The following is a 17528-nucleotide window of genomic DNA, read 5'->3' as shown; positions in this document are numbered from 1 at the left end:
CCGGTGGAGCGGATGATGCGGGACGCGAAGATCACCCAGATCTACGAGGGCACCAACCAGGTCCAGCGGATCGTGATGGCCCGCAACCTGCCGTAACGACGGCCCGACGGGCCCCGACGGCCGGCCGGTCCAGCCGACCGGCCGTCGGGGCCGCCCCGTCGCGCCGATGCTAAGTTCCGGAGAATGAGCGAGAAGGAAGAGCAGGACCTGCCCATGAACGACGGGCCCTCGAAGCCGGCCATGCGCGAGGCGCTGGTGGCCGCGGCCTTCGAACTCTTCCTGGAGCGCGGCTTCGAGCAGACGACGGTCGACGACATCGTCTCGCTCGCCGGTGTCGGCCGGCGCTCCTTCTTCCGCTACTTCCCGGCCAAGGAGGACGTGGTCTTCCCCGACCACGAGCGCAGCCTCGCCGAGATGACGGAGTTCCTGGAGTCCGGCAGCGGTGAGGAGGACCCGGTCCGGCACGCCTGCGAGGCGGCCCGCCTGGTCCTGCGGATGTACGCGGAGCAGCCCTCCTTCTCCGTCCAGCGCTACCGCCTCACCCGCAAGGTCCCCGGCCTGCGCGCGTACGAGCTGTCGGTGGTCTGGCGCTACGAGCACACCCTCGCCGCCTACCTGCGCGGCCGCTTCGCCGCCCGCCCGGACGGCCCGCTGCGCGCCGACGTGATCGCCGCCGCCGTGGTCGCCGCGCACAACCACGCCCTGCGCACCTGGCTGCGCTCGGGCGGCGAGAGCGACTGGGTGGCCGAGGTGGACGCGGCGATGGCCTTCGTCACCTCCACCTGGAGCGACCGCCCCGCCGACGCGGCCCAGGAGGGCGAGGGCCCGGGCGACGACGTGGTCGTGCTGGTCGCCAGCCGCCACGCGCCGCTCTGGCGGATGGTCCAGGGCATCGAGAGCGCCATCGGCGACTCCCGCCGGATCTGACGACGACGGTCGGGTCACGACGATCGGGCCACGGCGGTCGGGTCACGACGGCCGGTTCACGGCGGAACCCGACGGGCCGCCGGCCCCGATCCGCCTTCCTGCGCACCCTCCTGACCGATCGTCCGTCGGCCCCACGGCCGTGCGTGCCGCTACCCGGCGGCGCCCGCCCGCGCCCTGGCCGCCGGCAAAGTCCCGGAAAACAAAGAGAACCCCAGATCAACTGGGGTTCTCTCGTCGGTGTCCGAGGGGGGACTTGAACCCCCACGCCCGATAAAGGGCACTAGCACCTCAAGCTAGCGCGTCTGCCATTCCGCCACCCGGACTAGGTGTCGCCCTCGCGGCTTCCGATCTCTCGTCCGTCGCGCTGACAGATGTAACTGTAGCAAAGATCGGCTTGAGCTCCCAAAACGGCTCCGGAGCGGGCGGACGTGCTGGTGGCGGGGCTGGCGGCGGGGGCGGGGGGTGGTCTGTGGCGGGGGTGTGACCAGCGGGTTTCGGGGGCGTGCGGGGGGTGGATCGCGATCGAGGGCTGGGGGAGGATGGGCGGACGTGCTCGTACGGCCCGGGTGCAGGTCCTGGGGGTGGCGCGCTGGTGCGTCGGTGCGGGCCAAAGACGAGGAGTGACCGTGAGCGAGCGGAGCGAGTCGGCGGCGCCGAAGGTGACGGCTGAGTCGGAGGTCGCCGAGATCTGTCGCGATCTGATCCGGATCGACACCAGCAACTACGGTGACGGCTCCGGCCCGGGCGAGCGCAAGGCGGCCGAGTACGTGGCCGAGCAGCTCGCGGAGTTCGGGATCGAGCCGCAGATCTTCGAGTCGGCCAAGGGGCGGGCCTCGACGGTGGTCCGGATCGAGGGCGAGGACCGGTCCCGTCCCGGCCTGCTGATCCACGGCCACACCGACGTGGTGCCGGCCAATGCCGCGGACTGGACGTACGACCCCTTCGGCGGCGAGATCGCCGACGGCTGCGTCTGGGGACGCGGCGCGGTCGACATGAAGGACATGGACGCGATGACCCTCGCCGTCGTCCGTGACCGGCTGCGCACCGGCCGCAAGCCCCCGCGCGACCTGGTGCTCGCCTTCCTCGCGGACGAGGAGGCGGGCGGCACGTACGGCGCCCGCTTCCTGGTGGACAAGCACCCGGAGCTGTTCGAGGGTGTGACCGAGGGCATCGGCGAGGTCGGCGGCTTCTCCTTCACCGTCAACGACCAGGCCCGGTTCTACCTGGTGGAGACGGCCGAGAAGGGCATGCACTGGATGCGCCTGACGGTCGAGGGCCGGGCCGGGCACGGCTCGATGTCGAACGACGACAACGCGATCACCGAGCTGTGCGAGGCCGTCGCCCGGCTCGGCCGCCACAAGTTCCCGCTGCGGATCACCCCGAGCGTGCGGGCCTTCCTGGACGAGCTGTCGGACGTCCTCGGGTACCGGCTGGACCCGGAGGACATGGACGAGGTGGTCCGCGTGCTCGGCGGCATCGCCAAGATGATCGGCACCACGTTCCGCAACACCGCCCAGCCGACCATGCTCGGCGCCGGCTACAAGGTGAACGTGATCCCCGGTCAGGCCACCGCCCATGTGGACGGGCGCTTCCTGCCCGGCTACGAGGAGGAGTTCCTCGCCGAGCTGGACAGCGTGCTGGGCCCGCGGGTGAAGCGGGAGAGCCTGCACTCGGACCGGGCGATCGAGACCGACTTCGACGGCGCGCTGGTCGAGGCCATGCAGACCGCGTTGCGGGCGGAGGACCCGATCGCCCGGGCGGTGCCGTACTGCCTGTCGGGCGGGACGGACGCCAAGTCCTTCCAGGACCTCGGCATCCGCTGCTTCGGCTTCGCGCCGTTGCAGCTGCCGCCGGAGCTGGACTTCGCCGGGATGTTCCACGGCGTGGACGAGCGGGTGCCGGTGGACGGGTTGAAGTTCGGCGTCCGGGTGCTGGACCGCTTCATCGACGCCTGCTGATCGATCGACCGATCGATCGACGTCTGCTGATCAGGCGACTGGGTCGGCCCGCTCCCGGACTGCCGGGGGCGGGCCGACCGCATTGTCGGAGCGCATGATTGTGGGACGGGTGGAAAGCGATCAACAGAAACGATTCTGCTTGCCGTTCAGCGCCGGTCGTCTGTGCGAAGGATCACCGTTGCGGGTGAATGGGAAATCTGTTCCGTACCCCGTTTGCCGCAGCGTCGTTCATTCCTTTGCAGCCCGCCGAACGGGTTGCGTTGTCCGTACAGGAGGAATGATGAAGATCAAGAAGATCGCCGCTGTCGCCGCCGCCACCGGTGGCCTGGTGCTCGCCGCCGCCGGTGTCGCGTCCGCTCACGGCGGTGCCGGTGCCGAGGGTGTGGCCGCGGGTTCCCCGGGTGTCGTCTCGGGCAACCAGGTCCAGGTCCCGGTCCACGTGCCGGTGAACCTGTGCGGCAACACCGTCAGCGTGATCGGCGTGCTGAACCCGGCGTTCGGCAACCACTGCGCCAACTTCTGAGCCGACCTCCGGGCCGCTGAGGCCCGTTGAGCCGGGCTCGGTACGGCCCCCGGGCGGCGGACGCGCCGCGCCGGGGGCCTTTGCGTGCCGGGGCTTCTGCATACCAGGGGCCTTGGCGAACCGGACTCGACAAGGTTCGAACGCCCAGATCGCTCGATCGGGTGAAGCTGCTTCGTTCGGCTCAACCTCCCCGTTGGCCTCTCGTTGACTCCTGTGCAGTCAAAGGCCTTGCGCGATTTCCGGATATACGGAAATTCCGACTTTCATACGAGTTCATGCCAAGGTCGCCACGCCGTCTCGAAACGTCAGGGGAAATCATGAGGAATGTCGCCAAGAAGGGGATCCTCACTGCCGTGGCCACCGGCAGCGTGCTGGCCTCGACCGCCGGCTACGCCTACGCGGGCGCCGAGGCGCAGGGGGGTGCCACAGGATCACCGGGTGTCGCCTCCGGGAACTCGGTGCAGGTGCCGGTCGAGGTACCGATCAACGCCTGTGGCAACACGGTCGACGTGATCGGCGCCCTGAACCCGGCGTACGGCAACCACTGTGCCAATGCCTCCGGCGGCGGCCGCCACGCCGCCCCGCGGCCCGGCCAGGGCGGCCAGGGCGGCCACCCCGGGGGCGTCGCCGGTTCCGGTGCGGGCGCCTCCCGCGGCTCCTCCGCCTCCGGTGCCTCCGCGAGCGGTGCCGCGGCGAACTCGGCCGGGGTGATCTCCGGCAACAGCGTCCAGGCCCCGGTGCACGTCCCGGTCAACGCCTGCGGCAACTCCGTGAACGTGGTGGGCGTCGGCAACCCGGCCTTCGGCAACGAGTGCGGCAACGTGGCCCACCCCGCCCCGAACCCGGCCCCGAAGCCGACCGACGACTGCCCCGAGGGCCACACCCCGCCGCCGTCGACCGGTGGCGACACCGGCACGGGCGGCCCGCGCAACGGCGGCCCGTCGACCGGTGTCACCCCGAGTACCCCGGTCGCCCAGCCGTCGAGCAACGGCGGCACCCAGGCCGTCCCGGCCGCCGCCCGTACCAGCGCCCCGGCCGCCCAGAGCGTCGCCGCGAACAGCGAGCTCGCCCACACCGGCGCCGGTGACGTCGAGATGCTCGGCGCCGCCGGGCTCGCGCTGCTGATCGGCGGCGGCGTGCTCTACCGCCGGGCCCGCGCCGGCGCCCGCTGAGTCCACCGGACCCGCTCGCGGTTGCTGTCGACGGGCAGGGTGAACAGCTGAACAGATGAACGGACGCACCCGCGGCCGCCCGGTTCGAACGGGCGGCCGCGGGTGCGTGAAGTCTCGGCGCGCACTGGTTCGGTGCGCGGCGACTCGGGGTGAGGTGCCCCGCCTGTCACCAGCTCCGGATCTGCCGGATGATCCGTCGCTTGAGTCGGACCGTCCGGCTGCCGTCGGGGAACAGTCGCAGTCGGTCGAGCTCCCAGTGCCCGTACTCGGCGTGCTCGGTGAGCAGTTGGCGCGCCGCGTTGCGGGTGGTACCGCGCGGCATGCGCAGCGACTGGTACTCGTACTCCGGCTGCCGGACCGGCTTCGGTGGGGTCAAAACGCTCCTCCTGAGGATCACCTGCACGCAAGCCTACGGCCTGCCCCGGACAGTCGGCCGGGGTATTTCCGGCCGTCCTCCCGCCCCGGTGCGGCGGTTCGACGGCGCCCGGTCCGGAGGCCCGTCTGACAGTGCATCAGTTCTGTTGCTGCTGTGGAGGGGATACCCCGATACCGGCGCGCGAAGCGGTACCCGGACGGCCCCGCTGGACCGCCTGCGCGCCCTCTGCGCCCGCCCCGCGCCGGTCCCGGCGGGGGACAGAACGCACGGAATCGGACATCAGGGGGGAAGTTGCGGTGAAATCGCGGGTGTAGGTGACAACCGCTGTGCGTACCGGCGCCGCGGGGAGATAGCGTCTGCACCATGTCTGATGCCGCGCAGCCCACCATTGCCGAGGTACGCGCCGCCGCTGAGGCGGTCAAGGCCGCCATCGACCGTCATCTGGAAGCGGTGTCAAGCCCCAACGCAGCTGATGATCCCGCCGTCACCGCTGCCTACGAGCAGCTCGCGACGGCGGCCATCGCCTACGACCAACTCCTGTACGAGGTCTACGACGAGGTCACCCCCTTCGAGATCCCCGGCGACGAGGGACCGGGCGGCTACCACGGCCCGGAGCAGCCCGAGGCGATCAGCGTGCTGATCCGCCGCGACTACCACGTGGTCGACCCCAAGCGGCTGCGCGCGCAGGCCGAGCGGCTCGACGAGTCGTTGACCCCGGGGGGTGCCAGCGGCGTGAACTCCGCGATCGGCGTGCTGTTCGGCGAGTACGAGCCGGACGAGATCGCCGCCCGCAGTGAGGAGTTCGGCCTGGAGGAGGCGGACTCGACGCTCTGGGTGGCGGCGGCCGAGCCGACCGAGCCGGGGGAGTGGCTGCCGGAGCCCTTCGAGCACGCGGACCCGCAGTTGCTGATCTGCCGGTTCGACGTGAGCGAGGTCTACGACGACGAGGACCCGGACGACTGACGTCGGACGAACGTGTGAGGGGCGGGCCCGGAACTCCGGGCCCGCCCCTCACGCGTTCGTCGGTCGGTCGGTCGTCCGGACGACCGGACGGACGGCCGACCGACGGGCGGATCAGTCCTCGGTGACCGCGTTCTCCGCGAGGATCGCCCTGAGCCGGGTGGTGCGCGGCTGCGCCGGGCGCTCGGCGACGGCCTGGGCGAGCGCCGGGCCCGCCGCGTGGACCACCGACAGGTGCCGCTCGCCGCGCCCGAAGGCCGTGTAGACCCACTGCCGGGAGAGCGCCGCCCCGGCGTCCTCCGGGACCACGACCACCGCGGCGGGCCAGCGGCGGCCCAGCGCCTGGTGGACGGTCAGCGCCCAGCCGTGCCGCAGCCGGCCGGCCTCCGCGGGCGGGACGGTCCGGCGCGAGCCGTCCGGGAACTCCAGGTGCAGTCCGGCCGCGTCGCCGTCCAGCACCCGGGCCGGGCGGGTGACCCCGGGGGCGGGGGACTCCACCACCCGGTCGCCCGGGTCGAAGCCGCCGAACCGGCCGGGGCCGGGGTTCAGCCGGGCCTTCGCGGCCGCGTTCAGCGCACGGGTGCCGGCCGGGCCGCCGTGGCCCGGGGTGAGCAGCACCACCTGCTCGGCGGGGATGCCGAGCGCGCGCGGGATGGAGTCGGTGAGCAGCTGGACGGCGCGGTGGACGGCCTCGCCGCCGTCCTTGGCGGCCAGGATGACCACCTCCTTCTCCGGCGCCTCGACCGGCTGCAGCTCGCCGACGCCGACCCCGGACACCAGCTCGCCGATCGGGCCGAAGTCCGGGGTGCGGGAGGCGACCGCCGGGCAGGCCTTGGCGGCCAGCAGGTCGGCGAAGAACCGGCCGGGGCCGGCCGACCAGAGCTGGCCCGGATCCCCGCTGAGCACCAGCCGGGTGCCGTCGGCGAGCGACTCCAGGACGGTGGCGGCCAGTTCGACGTCCAGCAGCGGCGCGTCCAGCAGGACCAGGAGGTCCAGCGCGAGCGTGCCGTCGGCGGCGCGGCCGGGGCCGGCCGTACCGGACAGCAGCTCGGCGAGGGTCACCACCGGCGTCGCGGCGGGGGAGAGGGCGTCGAAGGAGTCCCGGCCCTGGTCGGTCCAGGTGGCGGCCCAGGCCCGCAGCCCGAGCCCCGTCGCGGCGGCGAGCAGTGCGGCCGGCTCGGCCCTAGCCGCGTCGCCACCGGTGTGCAGCACCAGGGCGCTCCCGGCGACGGCCCGGATCAGGGCGGTCGAGGAGGAGGACGGCGCGGCTTCGGCGGCGGCCTCCCAGGCGGCGGGGCCGGGAGCGGCGGGTGCGGGAGCAGCGGGTTCGGGTTCGGCGGACTCCCCGGAGCTCGCCTCCGGGGACGGCTCCCCGGCATCCGGCTCCTCGCCCTCCTCCTCCCCGGCGTCCTCGCCCGGCACGAAGGTGGCCATCAGCTGGAGCAGCTTCTCGGCGAGGCTGTCCTCCGCCATCGCCGGACCCTCCAGGGCGAGCAGCATCCGGGTCGGCGGCTCGGCCTCCTCCTCGTCGCTGTTCGCCGCCGGGGCGCCGGGTCCGGTCAGTTCCTCCTGGAACGACAGCAACCGCCCCTCGGCGACGGCCTCCGCGATCGCGGCGAGCGGGTCCGGGACCCGGAGCCGTTCCAGTCCGGCGACCACGTCCTTCGCGTCCTGGGCCGAGTGCCCGCGCAGCGCCGCCTGCTCCAGCAGCCAGACCACCAGGGCCCGGGCGCGCCGCTCGTCGTCCGGTCCGACCGAGGTGCCGAGCAGGCCGCGGGCGAAGTGGTCCGCGTGCTCGGGGCGCACACCTGCGAGCCCGAGAACCGCCCACGGGTCCTCGCGCAGCTGCTCCGCGGCCCCCTCGCCGAGCGCGGCCACCGCGGCGGCGGCCAGGTCGGCGGGGGCGCCACCGGCGGTCAGTACCGCGGTGGTCTCCCGGAGCGCGTCCGCGCTCGGTGCGGCGGCCCGCATCGGCGCGGCGACCGGGGGAGCGGCCGGCCGGGCGGCCGGCGGGGCCACCGGGGCGGCCGGGGCGGCCGCGGCCGGTTCAGCCGCCGAGGGAGCAGCCGTCGCCTCATCGACACCCGGCTCGGAAGCCACCGGCGCGGCCCCCTCGGCTCCGGACGCCTCGGCCCCGGACCCCTCGGCCTCCGAAGCCTCCGAAGCCCCCGAAGCCCCCGAAGCCGTCGGAGCCTTCGGAGCGGAAGGCCCGAGCCGGTGGGCCCCCGGCCGTGCCTCCTGCTGCTCGATCCGGCGCATCCGCGCCACGATGTCCGCGATCGTCGCCTGGTCGGGCGCGGCCGCGGCCGCAGCCCCCTCCGGAGCGCCGTTGCCCGTGCCACTCATCGTCGTCCGCTCCAAAGCTCACTCCACTGCACGTTCTGCACTGCTCGTTCTGTACCGCGTCGTTCTGTACCGCGTCGTTCTGCACCGCACGTTCTGCTCGACCGCCCGGCGCCAGGGCTACAGCTCCGTCCACCCCTGGTCCGGGTAGCGGTGCACCGGCGACGAGATGTCGTCCAGCGCGCCGCGGATCTCACCCGGAAGCGTAAGCGCCTCCACTGACAGCGCCGCCTGGAGCTGCGCCACGGTGCGCGCCCCGATCAGCGCGCTCGCCACCCCGGGCCGGTCCCGGACCCAGGCCAGCGCGACCGCGAGCGGACTGCTGGCGAGCCCGTCGGCGGCGGTGGCGACGGCGTCGACGATCCGCCGGGAGCGCTCCCCGAGGTAGGGCTGGACGAACCCGGACAGGTAGGGCGAGGCGCCGCGCGAGTCCTGCGGGACGCCGTGCCGGTACTTGCCGGTGAGCACCCCGCGGCCGAGCGGCGAGCCCGCCAGGATGCCGACCCCGGCGTCGAGGGCGGCGGGCAGCGCCTCGCGCTCGATGCCGCGCTGGAGCAGCGAGTACTCCACCTGGGCGCCGGCCAGCGGCATCCGGTCGTGGTGGGCGCGCTGCCAGGTGGCGGCCTTGGCGAGCTGCCAGCCGCTGAAGTCGCAGACGGCGGCGTAGCGGGCGCGGCCGGAGGAGACGGCGATGTCGAGGGCGCTGAGGGTCTCCTCCAGGGGCGTGGTCGGGTCGAAGGCGTGGACCTGCCACAGGTCGACGTAGTCGGTGCCGAGCCGGTGCAGCGAGGCGTCGAGGGCGGCGAGCAGGTGGCCGCGGGAGCCGTCGAAGCGGCGGGCGGACTCGGGGACGCTGCCCGCCTTGGTGGCGATGACGAGTTCGGAGCGGGGGACGAGGCTGTCGGTGAGGCGGGAGATCAGGTACTCGGCCCCGCCGTCGGCGTACACGTCGGCGGTGTCGACCAGGTTTCCGCCGGCGTCGACGAACTCCTTGAGCTGCTCGGCGGCTTCGTGCTCGTCGGTGTCGCGGCCCCAGGTCATGGTGCCGAGACCGAGGCGGGAGACCTGTAGGCCGGTACGGCCGAGGTGACGCTTTTCCATCGGACGGGCCCTCCACTGGCCGGTGGCACCGGTGGCCCGGTAGCCCCGGTGAACGTGCAGGTGGGGAGAGCGCTCCCCACGTCGGCTGAGCGTAGCGGCCGGTCCCCGGGCAGGGGTGCCGACCCGCAGAACGATCAATGCGGCGGGTGTGACCCAGACCACCACTACCCGTCAGTAGCATGACCTGGCCGGGCGCGGTTACGCTCGCCGGCAAGGCCCGCCCGACGTGCTGGCACGCCCCGCCCGACCGGCCACGACGCCCGCCCGACTGGCCACCGGGCCCACCCGACTGGAAGGTTCGGCACATGCGACTCGGCATCAACCTCGGCTACTGGGGACTCGGCATGGACGCCGACAACATCGCGGTGGCCCAGGAGGCGGACCGGCTCGGCTACTCGGTCTGCTGGGCGGCGGAGGCGTACGGCTCGGACGCCGCGACGGTGCTGAGCTTCGTCGCCGCGAAGACCGAGCGGATCGACGTCGGTTCGGCCATCTTCCAGATCCCGGCCCGTACCCCGGCGATGACCGCGATGACCGCCGCGACCCTGGACACCCTCTCCGGCGGCCGCTTCCGGCTCGGCCTCGGCGTCTCCGGCCCGCAGGTCTCCGAGGGCTGGTACGGCGTGAAGTTCGACAAGCCGCTCGCCCGCACCCGGGAGTACGTGGAGATCATCCGCAAGGCGATGTCCCGCGAGCGCCTGGTGCACGAGGGGGCGAACTGGACCCTGCCGCTGCCCGGCGGCCCGGGCAAGCCGATCAAGCTGACCGTGCACCCGGTGCGCGAGCAGATCCCGCTGTACATCGCCGCGATCGGCCCGAAGAACCTGGAGCAGACCGGCGAGATCGCCGACGGCTGGCTCGGCATCTTCTTCGCCCCCGAGCACGCCGCGCTCTCGCTGGACCCGTTGAAGGCCGGGCGCGCCAAGGCCGGCAAGTCCCTGGAGGGCTTCGACCTCTGCCCGACCGTCACCCTCGCGGTCGGCGAGGACATCAAGGCCGGGGTCGACTCCCAGCGTTCCTACGCCGCCCTGTACATCGGCGGCATGGGCAGCAAGGAGAAGAACTTCTACAACCAGCTGACCCGGCGCATGGGGTACGAGCAGGCCGCCGACGAGATCCAGGAGAAGTACCTGGCCAAGGACTACGCGGGCGCCGCGGCCGCCGTCCCGCACGACCTGATCGACGCCACCTCGCTGATCGGCGACACCGCCCGGATCGCCGACCGGATGCAGGCCTACGCCGACGCCGGCGTCACCACGCTGACCCTGGCCCCCGCCGGCTTCACCCTCGACGAGCGGATCCAGGCGCTGCGCACCGGCGTGGAGGCGCTGGAGCGGGCCGGACTCGCCTGATCCGCCGGAGGGGTCCGAGCGGCACTACAGCCAGTCGTGCCGCTTGAACACCCGGTGCAGCACCACGCAGACCAGCGCCATCAGCGACAGCACCGCCGGGTAGCCCCAGGGCTGGTGGAGCTCGGGCATGTCGTCGAAGTTCATCCCGTACACGCCCGCGATCATGGTCGGTACGGCGGCCAGCGCCGCCCAGGCCGAGATCTTCCGCATGTCGTTGTTCTGCTGCACGCTCACCTGGGCCAGGTTGGCGCCGAGGATGTCGGACAGCAGCCGGTCCATGCCCTCCACCTGGTCGTTCACCCGGGCCAGGTGGTCGGCGACGTCCCGCAGGTAGGGGGCGGTCTCCGGCTGGACGAAGGGGGCGCCGCGCTCCAGCCGCAGCATCGGTTCCAGCAGCGGGGCGACGGCCCGGCGGACGGTCATCACCTGGCGCTTGTAGCCGTAGATCCGCCCGGCGGTGTCGCGGCCGACCCGGCCGGGGGCGAAGACGTCCGCCTCCAGTTCGTCCAGGTCGGCCTGGAGCGCGGTGGCCACCTCGACGTAGCCGTCCACCACGGTGTCGCAGACCGAGTGCAGCACCGAGCTGGGCCCGTAGCGCAGCAGTTCGGGTTGCCGTTCGAGCCGGGCCCGAAGGCCGCTGAGCGGGGTGTCCTCGCCGTGCCGGACGGTCATCACGAAGTCCGGGCCGAGGAAGACCATCACCTCGCCGCTGGTGACGGTACGGGTGTCGGGGTGGTGGCCGAGGGTCTTGAGGGTGACGAACAGCGAGCCCTGGTAGGCCTCGACCTTGGGGCGCTGGTGGGCGCTGACGGCGTCCTCGACGGCCAGCGGGTGCAGCGCGAACTCCTTGCCGACCCGGTCGAGTTCCTCGGTCGTCGGTTCGAACAGGCCCATCCAGACGAACGCTCCCGGGCCGGCCGCGCGCGCGGTGGCGAGCGAGTCGGTCAGGTCCTCGGAGGTCCCGAGCCGGCGGCCGTCCCGGTACGCGGCGCAGTGCACGATCATGCGGGCCATTGTCCCCCGGACCGCACTCCATGGCGGGGTCCGGAGGCCGTAGGCTGAGCCCCATGCCCACCCTGTTGCTCGTCCGTCACGGCCGCTCGACCGCGAACACCGCCGGGATCCTGGCCGGTTGGACCCCCGGCGTGGACCTGGACGACACCGGGCGCGCCCAGGCCGCCGCGCTGGCCGGGCGGCTGGCCGGGATCCCGCTGGCGCTCGCCGTCAGCAGCCCGCTGGAGCGCTGCCGGCAGACCCTGGAGCCGCTGCTCGCCGCCCGCCCCGAACTGGGCGCGCCGACCGAGGACGAGCGGCTGGGGGAGTGCCACTACGGCGAGTGGACCGGCCGCCCGCTGGCGGAGCTGGCCAAGGAGCCGCTCTGGCGCACCGTGCAGGACCACCCCTCCGCCGCGGCCTTCCCGGGCGGCGAGTCGCTGCGCGCGCTGAGCCACCGTACGGTCGACGCCGTCCGCGAGTGGAACGCGAGGATCGCCGACGAGCACGGCGAGGACGCGGTCTGGATCGCCTGCTCGCACGGGGACGTGATCAAGGCGGTGGTGGCCGACGCGCTCGGCCTGCACCTGGACCACTTCCAGCGGATCAGCGTCGAGCCCTGCTCGGTCACCGCGATCCGCTACACCCCGCAGCGGCCCTTCGTGCTCAGAACGGGCGACACCGGCGACCTCGCCTCGCTGGCGCCCCGGCCCTCCGCCGCCCCGGCCACCCCGGCGGGTGACGCGGTGGTCGGCGGTACGGCCTGAGCGGCGCCGCCCGCCCCACGCACCCGGCCCGCCCCACGCACCCCGTCCGAACGGCGCGCGACACCGTCCGGGTCGGCGGGTGCCACCCCGTCCGCGGCCCCCGGCTCGGCTCCCCGACCGGGGCCCGGAGGTCGTAGGGTGACTGGTGAGTGCCCCGTAGTCCGACCACCCGCCCAGGTGGACAACCCCGCGATCCCGCTTGGCGGATCCGCACCGACCGACACGATCCGGAGCTAGAGCGTGCCCCGTCAGGTCTTCTTCTACGACCAGCCCGAACGGTTCGTGGCCGGCACCGTCGGCCAGCCCGGCGCCCGGGCGTTCTACCTGCAGGCCAGCGCCCGGGGCCGGATCACCAGCGTGCTGCTGGAGAAGACCCAGGTCGCCGCGCTCGCCGAGCGCATCGAGGAGGTCCTGGACGAGGCGCTGCGACGCAGCGGGGGCGACTCCGCCATCCCGGCCGCCGCGCCCCAGGACCTGCTCGACACCGCCCCGCTGGACCTCCCGCTGGAGCAGGAGTTCCGGGTCGGCACCATGGCCCTGGCCTGGGACAGCGTGGACGCCTGCCTGGTGGTCGAGGCCCAGGCGCTGGTGGAGGAGGACGAGGAGGAGGACGGCGAGGAGGCCGCCCTCCAGGACGACGAGAACGGCCCGGACATGCTGCGGGTGCGGCTGTCCGGCGCGATGGCCCGGGTGTTCGCCAAGCGCGCGCTGGACCTGGTCGCGGCCGGCCGCAAGCCCTGCCCGTTCTGCAACCTGCCGCTGGACCCGGAGGGCCACCTGTGCCCGCGCGCGAACGGCTACCGGCGCTGAACACCGAGACCCCGCCGCAGGCCGACCCGGCGGCGGCCGCCGCCCTCGCCGCCGACGTGCCCACCGCCCTGGCGCTGCTGCGCCGGGGCGGGCTGACCGTGCACGGCCGGCTCACCGAGGCCTCCAACGCCGCGCTGTACTGCACCGTCGAGCACGACGGGCTGAGCGCCCAGGCCGTCTACAAGCCGGTGGCGGGCGAGCGCCCGCTGTGGGACTTCCCGGACGGCACCCTGGCCGGCCGCGAGCTCGCCGCGTACGAGCTGTCCGCGGCGACCGGCTGGGAGCTGATCCCGCCGACCGTGCTGCGCGACGGCCCGCACGGGCCGGGCATGGTGCAGCTGTGGGTCGAGCCCGACCCGGAGGCCGAGCCGCTGCTGGCGCTGCAGGACCCGGCCGGCCCGGAGGAGGGCTGGCTGCCGATCGTCCGGGCCGAGGTCGAGGGCGGCCGCACCGCGCTGCTGGTGCACCACGACGACCGGCGGCTGCGCCGGCTCGCGGTGCTGGACGCGGTGCTCAACAACGCCGACCGCAAGGGCGGCCACCTGATCCCGGCCGCCGACGGCCGGGTGTACGGCATCGACCACGGCGTCACCTTCAACACCGAGGGCAAGCTGCGCACCCTGCTCTGGGGCTGGGCGGGCGACCCGCTGCCCGCCGAGGCGCTGGAGGTGCTGGCCGGGCTGGCCGAGCAGTTGGAGGGGGCGTTGGCCGAGCGGCTGGCGCCGCACCTGACCGCCGCCGAACTGGACGCCACCCGCGCCCGGGTGGCCGGGTTGCTCGGTTCGGGCAAGCACCCGCTGCCCTCCGAGGACTGGCCCGCGATCCCCTGGCCGCCGGTGTAGCGCTGGTTCCGCCGGCGTAGCGGGGGTTGCGCCGGGTGGAGCGGGGGTTCCGCCGGGGTTACCGGCCGGTGGTCTGGACCTGTCGCCGGAACAGGTCGCACACTGCTCCGATGGACGTGCGACGGACCACCCCCACCCCCCGCCCCGCGCCGGACCTGCCGTTGCACCGCCTGCAGGTCCCACTGCCCCACGTGCTGCCCTTCGCGATCGGAAGTTTCGACGCGATCGGCCCGCTCTCCCGTGCCAACTTCCCCCACCGGCACTCGTTCCACGAGATCGTCATGGTCACCGGCGGCCACGGCGCCCACGTCCTGGACCTGGTCCACCGGGCGCTGGCGCCACCGCAGTTGTGCGTGATCACGCCCGGCCAGGTGCACCACTGGGCGGACGCCGAGGAGCTCACCGGCCGGGTCGTCCTGTTCAACGAGGACTTCCTGCTGGGGCACCCCCAGGACCTCGCCGCGCTGCGCGCGCTGGCCGCCCGCCCCGGCATCGCGCTCGGCGAACAGGCCGGCCCCATCGCCCGGTTGCTCGCCGACATGGAGCAGGAGTACCGGACCAGGGCGCCCGGCTACCAGGGCGTGCTGCGGGCCAGCCTGCACATCCTGATCGTCCGGGCGCTGCGCGCCTGCACCCCGGACGACCGGCCCGCGGTGCCCACCCGGCCGGCCGAACTGGCGGCCGCCTTCACCCGGTTGATCGCCAAGCCGGGCGGGGTGCGGCACTCGGTGGCCTCCACCGCCCAGGAACTCGGGGTCTCCCCGGGGCACCTGCAGACCCTGGTCAAGCAGGCCACCGGCCGCACCCCGGGCGGATTGATCCGCCGGCAGCAGACCCTGGAGGCCAAACGGCTGCTCGCCTGCACCGATCTGACGATCCGCCAGGTCGCCAAGGAGGCCGGTTTCGCGGACCCGGCGTACTTCTGCCGCTTCTTCCGGCGGGAGACCGGGATGACCCCGGGGGAGTTCCGGGGCAGGGTCGACGGAAATCACCACGATCCCCGGATCATGTCCATCGCCGTCGCACCGGACGGTCCGTAACGTTCCTACTGGCCACCGGCGGCCGGGCCAGCGCGCGGACGGCGGCCGGTTCGGCCCTTGTCATGCCCCCACCATGGCAAGGGCCGCCCCCCACCTCCCCCCCCACGAAGGATCCACCGGAAGGAGACGGCGCATGCCCCCGTCCGACGGCATGATCAGCCGCAAGACCGTCCTGAAGGCCGCCGCCGCGCTCGGGGCCGCACCGCTGCTCGTCGGCGGCGGGGTCGCCCTGGCCCGCGACAAGGTCGGCGCCGGCCGCATCCCCGGCCTGACCCCCGAGTGCCACGACGGGGACGACCCGACCGTCGAGCAGATCGAGGGCCCGTACTTCAAGCCCAACTCCCCGCTGCGCAGCTCGATGGTGAACGACGGCCCGGGCACCCGGCTGACCGTCAGCGGCTACGTCTTCGGCCGCGCCTGCCGGCCCGTCCCCGGCGTCCTGCTGGACTTCTGGCAGGCCGACGACGGCGGGAACTACGACAACGTCGGCTACACCTTCCGCGGCCACCAGTTCACCGACGCCAACGGCGCCTACAAGCTGGACACCGTCGTCCCGGGCCTCTACCCGGGCCGCACCCGGCACCTGCACGTCAAGCTCCAGGCCCCCGGCCGGCCGATCCTGACCACCCAGCTGTACTTCCCGGGCGAGCCGCGCAACAACACCGACACCATCTACGACGCCCGGCTGCTGATGAACGTCCAGCAGAACGGATCCGGCGAGAACGCCACCTTCGACTTCGTGCTGGACGTGCCGCAGACCCCGGGCACGCCGAGCCCGACGGCCACCGCCACCCCGACCGGAACCCCGACGGCCACCCCGACCGGCGGGCCCACCACACCGCCGAGCGGCAGCTGGGCGGCCGGCCGGGCGTACAACGCGGGCGACCGCGTCACCTACTCCGGTGCCTCCTACGTCTGCCTCCAGGCGCACACCGCCCTGGTGGGCTGGGAGCCGCCGAACGTGCCGGCCCTCTGGCAGCGGTCGTAGCGGCTCCGGCCGCTCCTCCGAGGAGCCGGGCGCCCGGTCGGCGGCAGGGCCGACCGGGCGCTCACCCGTGTCCGGAAACGATCGGACCGAATCACCGGTCCGAAAGGGAACGCGCCGGACCAGTCGCAGGGTGACCGGGCAACGACAGGAAGCTAATCCAGTCGATCTTCGTTACTGGTTAGGCTTTCAAATGTTCTCAAGGTTAAGGTCGATCCCATGCATGCCTGGCCCGCCTCCGAGGTTCCCGCCCTGCCTGGTCAGGGGCTCCCCCTCCACATCTTCGACACCGCAGCGGGCACGGTCCGCGAGGTCGTGCCGCAGGACGGCACCGCCCGGATCTACGTCTGCGGCATCACCCCCTACGACGCGACCCACATGGGCCACGCCGCCACCTACAACGCCTTCGACCTGGTGCAGCGGGTCTGGAGGGACGCCGGCCACGACGTCCTCTACGTCCAGAACGTGACCGACGTGGACGACCCGCTGCTCCAGCGCGCCGTCGAGACCGGCCAGGACTGGGTGGCCCTCGCCGAGCGCGAGACCGCCCTGTTCCGCGAGGACATGACGGCCCTGCGGCTGCTCCCGCCGGCCCACTACGTGGGCGCCGTCGAGTCGATCCCGTGGATCGTCCCGATCGTCCAGAAGCTGCTGGCCTCCGGCGCCGCCTACCGGGTCGACGGGGACATCTACTACTCGGTCGACGCCGACCCGCACTTCGGCGAGGTCTCCGGGCTCACCCGCGAGGCCATGCGCCCGGTCTTCGCCGAGCGCGGCGGCGACCCGGACCGCGCCGGCAAGCGCAACCCGCTGGACGCCCTGCTCTGGCTGGCCGCCCGCCCGGGCGAGCCCGCCTGGGACACCGAGCTCGGCCACGGCCGCCCCGGCTGGCACATCGAGTGCGTGGCCATCGCCCTGCAGTACCTGGGCATGGGCTTCGACATCCAGGGCGGCGGCAGCGACCTGTCCTTCCCGCACCACGAGATGGGCGCCGCGCACGCCCACAGCGCCACCGGCTCCCACCCGTACGCCAAGGCGTACGTGCACGCCGGGATGGTCGGGCTGGACGGCCAGAAGATGTCCAAGTCCCGCGGCAACCTGGTCTTCGTGTCGGCCCTGCGCCGCGAGGGCGTCGACCCGGCGGCGATCCGCCTGGCGCTGCTCTCCCACCAGTACCGCGAGGACTGGGAGTGGACCAAGGCCGTCCTGGACGAGGCCGTCGAGCGCCTCGCCCGCTGGCGGGCCGCCGTCTCCCGGCCGGACGGCCCGGCCGCCGAGCAGCTGCTCGCCGAGGTCCGCACCGCGCTGGCGAACGACCTGGACGCGCCCGCCGCGCTGGCCGCCGTCGACCGGTGGGCCGCGCAGCAGGAGACCGAGGG

At 73.5% G+C, this 17528-nt stretch carries 17 protein-coding genes and 1 tRNA gene; 13 read left to right on the top strand and 5 right to left on the bottom strand.

Going from position 1 to position 17528, the window contains the following annotated elements; genetic code table 11:
* Together ACFXPX_RS40160 and ACFXPX_RS40155 are read left to right on the top strand one after the other, a co-directional pair.
* The coding region (locus ACFXPX_RS40160; protein ID WP_157849844.1) for an acyl-CoA dehydrogenase family protein at positions 1-96 on the top strand (96 nt) is incomplete at its 5' end.
* Between the two features lie 87 nt (positions 97-183).
* Complete coding sequence (locus ACFXPX_RS40155) at positions 184-927, top strand: TetR family transcriptional regulator (RefSeq protein ID WP_375897271.1); 744 nt, start codon at positions 184-186, stop codon at positions 925-927.
* Between the two features lie 238 nt (positions 928-1165).
* On the opposite strand, the gene ACFXPX_RS40150 is transcribed toward ACFXPX_RS40155, so the two are convergent.
* Positions 1166-1250 (bottom strand) — tRNA-Leu (locus ACFXPX_RS40150).
* A 303-nt stretch (positions 1251-1553) separates the two neighbouring features.
* On the opposite strand from ACFXPX_RS40150, the gene ACFXPX_RS40145 reads away from it, so the two are divergent.
* The 3 genes from ACFXPX_RS40145 to ACFXPX_RS40135 all read left to right on the top strand — a co-directional run bounded on the left by ACFXPX_RS40145 (position 1554) and on the right by ACFXPX_RS40135 (position 4580).
* Positions 1554-2885: a M20/M25/M40 family metallo-hydrolase gene (locus tag ACFXPX_RS40145; protein WP_360246117.1), complete on the top strand. Its 1332-nt coding sequence runs from the start codon at positions 1554-1556 to the stop codon at positions 2883-2885.
* Positions 2886-3165: 280 nt separating this feature from the next.
* Positions 3166-3408 carry a chaplin gene (locus tag ACFXPX_RS40140; protein ID WP_375897268.1) on the top strand — a complete coding sequence of 81 codons (243 nt, stop codon included), beginning with the start codon at positions 3166-3168 and terminating at the stop codon, positions 3406-3408.
* 317 nt (positions 3409-3725) lie between these two features.
* The gene (locus ACFXPX_RS40135; protein ID WP_380644815.1) at positions 3726-4580 is read left to right on the top strand and encodes a chaplin; all 855 of its coding nucleotides are present in this window, start codon (positions 3726-3728) and stop codon (positions 4578-4580) included.
* A gap of 166 nt (positions 4581-4746) precedes the next feature.
* Here the strand turns inward: ACFXPX_RS40135 and ACFXPX_RS40130 are convergent, their stop codons facing one another.
* Positions 4747-4956: a DUF5703 family protein gene (locus ACFXPX_RS40130; protein WP_350517275.1), complete on the bottom strand. Its 210-nt coding sequence runs from the start codon at positions 4954-4956 to the stop codon at positions 4747-4749.
* A 363-nt stretch (positions 4957-5319) separates the two neighbouring features.
* Here ACFXPX_RS40130 and ACFXPX_RS40125 point away from each other — a divergent pair, with 363 nt between their 5' ends.
* The gene (locus ACFXPX_RS40125; RefSeq protein WP_380644814.1) at positions 5320-5919 is read left to right on the top strand and encodes a hypothetical protein; all 600 of its coding nucleotides are present in this window, start codon (positions 5320-5322) and stop codon (positions 5917-5919) included.
* Between the two features lie 111 nt (positions 5920-6030).
* Here ACFXPX_RS40125 and ACFXPX_RS40120 read toward each other — a convergent pair whose 3' ends face one another.
* Complete coding sequence (locus ACFXPX_RS40120; RefSeq protein WP_380644813.1) at positions 6031-8016, bottom strand: helix-hairpin-helix domain-containing protein; 1986 nt, start codon at positions 8014-8016, stop codon at positions 6031-6033.
* Positions 8017-8379: 363 nt separating this feature from the next.
* Entirely contained in the window at positions 8380-9360 is a 981-nt protein-coding gene (locus ACFXPX_RS40115; RefSeq protein WP_375897027.1) for an aldo/keto reductase, read from the bottom strand.
* A gap of 305 nt (positions 9361-9665) precedes the next feature.
* On the opposite strand from ACFXPX_RS40115, the gene ACFXPX_RS40110 reads away from it, so the two are divergent.
* Entirely contained in the window at positions 9666-10712 is a 1047-nt protein-coding gene (locus tag ACFXPX_RS40110; RefSeq protein ID WP_380524693.1) for an LLM class F420-dependent oxidoreductase, read from the top strand.
* Between the two features lie 24 nt (positions 10713-10736).
* On the opposite strand, the gene ACFXPX_RS40105 is transcribed toward ACFXPX_RS40110, so the two are convergent.
* Positions 10737-11726, bottom strand: coding sequence for a magnesium and cobalt transport protein CorA (locus ACFXPX_RS40105; RefSeq protein ID WP_375897022.1), 990 nt, complete (start codon positions 11724-11726; stop codon positions 10737-10739).
* 53 nt (positions 11727-11779) lie between these two features.
* Here ACFXPX_RS40105 and ACFXPX_RS40100 point away from each other — a divergent pair, with 53 nt between their 5' ends.
* The 6 genes from ACFXPX_RS40100 to mshC all read left to right on the top strand — a co-directional run.
* Positions 11780-12472 carry a histidine phosphatase family protein gene (locus tag ACFXPX_RS40100; protein WP_380524694.1) on the top strand — a complete coding sequence of 231 codons (693 nt, stop codon included), beginning with the start codon at positions 11780-11782 and terminating at the stop codon, positions 12470-12472.
* Between the two features lie 240 nt (positions 12473-12712).
* On the top strand, positions 12713-13282 hold the full coding sequence (locus ACFXPX_RS40095; RefSeq protein ID WP_375897016.1) for a DUF3090 domain-containing protein: 570 nt from the start codon (positions 12713-12715) through the stop codon (positions 13280-13282).
* Between the two features lie 56 nt (positions 13283-13338).
* Positions 13339-14124, top strand: a complete 786-nt coding sequence (locus ACFXPX_RS40090; protein ID WP_375897030.1) for an SCO1664 family protein — start codon at positions 13339-13341, stop codon at positions 14122-14124.
* A 110-nt stretch (positions 14125-14234) separates the two neighbouring features.
* A complete protein-coding gene (locus ACFXPX_RS40085; protein ID WP_375897013.1) occupies positions 14235-15164 on the top strand; it encodes an AraC family transcriptional regulator in 930 nt (309 codons plus the stop codon).
* A gap of 133 nt (positions 15165-15297) precedes the next feature.
* Positions 15298-16152, top strand: a complete 855-nt coding sequence (locus ACFXPX_RS40080; RefSeq protein WP_380591457.1) for a carbohydrate-binding protein — start codon at positions 15298-15300, stop codon at positions 16150-16152.
* Positions 16153-16368: 216 nt separating this feature from the next.
* On the top strand, positions 16369-17528 hold a 1160-nt coding region (mshC, locus tag ACFXPX_RS40075), incomplete at its 3' end, for a cysteine--1-D-myo-inosityl 2-amino-2-deoxy-alpha-D-glucopyranoside ligase (RefSeq protein ID WP_380644812.1).

Origin of the sequence: Kitasatospora sp. NPDC059146, assembly GCF_042786665.1 — a bacterium.
Classification (GTDB): domain Bacteria; phylum Actinomycetota; class Actinomycetes; order Streptomycetales; family Streptomycetaceae; genus Kitasatospora.
This window is presented reverse-complemented; position numbering and strand designations above follow the sequence as displayed.

Coding starts and splice junctions, on each gene's coding strand:
- ACFXPX_RS40115 (WP_375897027.1), bottom strand. CDS start 9,360: ATGGAAAAGCGTCACCTCGGCCGTACCGGCCTACAGGTCTCCCGCCTC.
- ACFXPX_RS40155 (WP_375897271.1), top strand. CDS start 184: ATGAGCGAGAAGGAAGAGCAGGACCTGCCCATGAACGACGGGCCCTCG.
- ACFXPX_RS40125 (WP_380644814.1), top strand. CDS start 5,320: ATGTCTGATGCCGCGCAGCCCACCATTGCCGAGGTACGCGCCGCCGCT.
- ACFXPX_RS40110 (WP_380524693.1), top strand. CDS start 9,666: ATGCGACTCGGCATCAACCTCGGCTACTGGGGACTCGGCATGGACGCC.
- ACFXPX_RS40105 (WP_375897022.1), bottom strand. CDS start 11,726: ATGGCCCGCATGATCGTGCACTGCGCCGCGTACCGGGACGGCCGCCGG.
- ACFXPX_RS40140 (WP_375897268.1), top strand. CDS start 3,166: ATGAAGATCAAGAAGATCGCCGCTGTCGCCGCCGCCACCGGTGGCCTG.
- ACFXPX_RS40100 (WP_380524694.1), top strand. CDS start 11,780: ATGCCCACCCTGTTGCTCGTCCGTCACGGCCGCTCGACCGCGAACACC.
- ACFXPX_RS40080 (WP_380591457.1), top strand. CDS start 15,298: ATGCCCCCGTCCGACGGCATGATCAGCCGCAAGACCGTCCTGAAGGCC.
- ACFXPX_RS40085 (WP_375897013.1), top strand. CDS start 14,235: ATGGACGTGCGACGGACCACCCCCACCCCCCGCCCCGCGCCGGACCTG.
- ACFXPX_RS40135 (WP_380644815.1), top strand. CDS start 3,726: ATGAGGAATGTCGCCAAGAAGGGGATCCTCACTGCCGTGGCCACCGGC.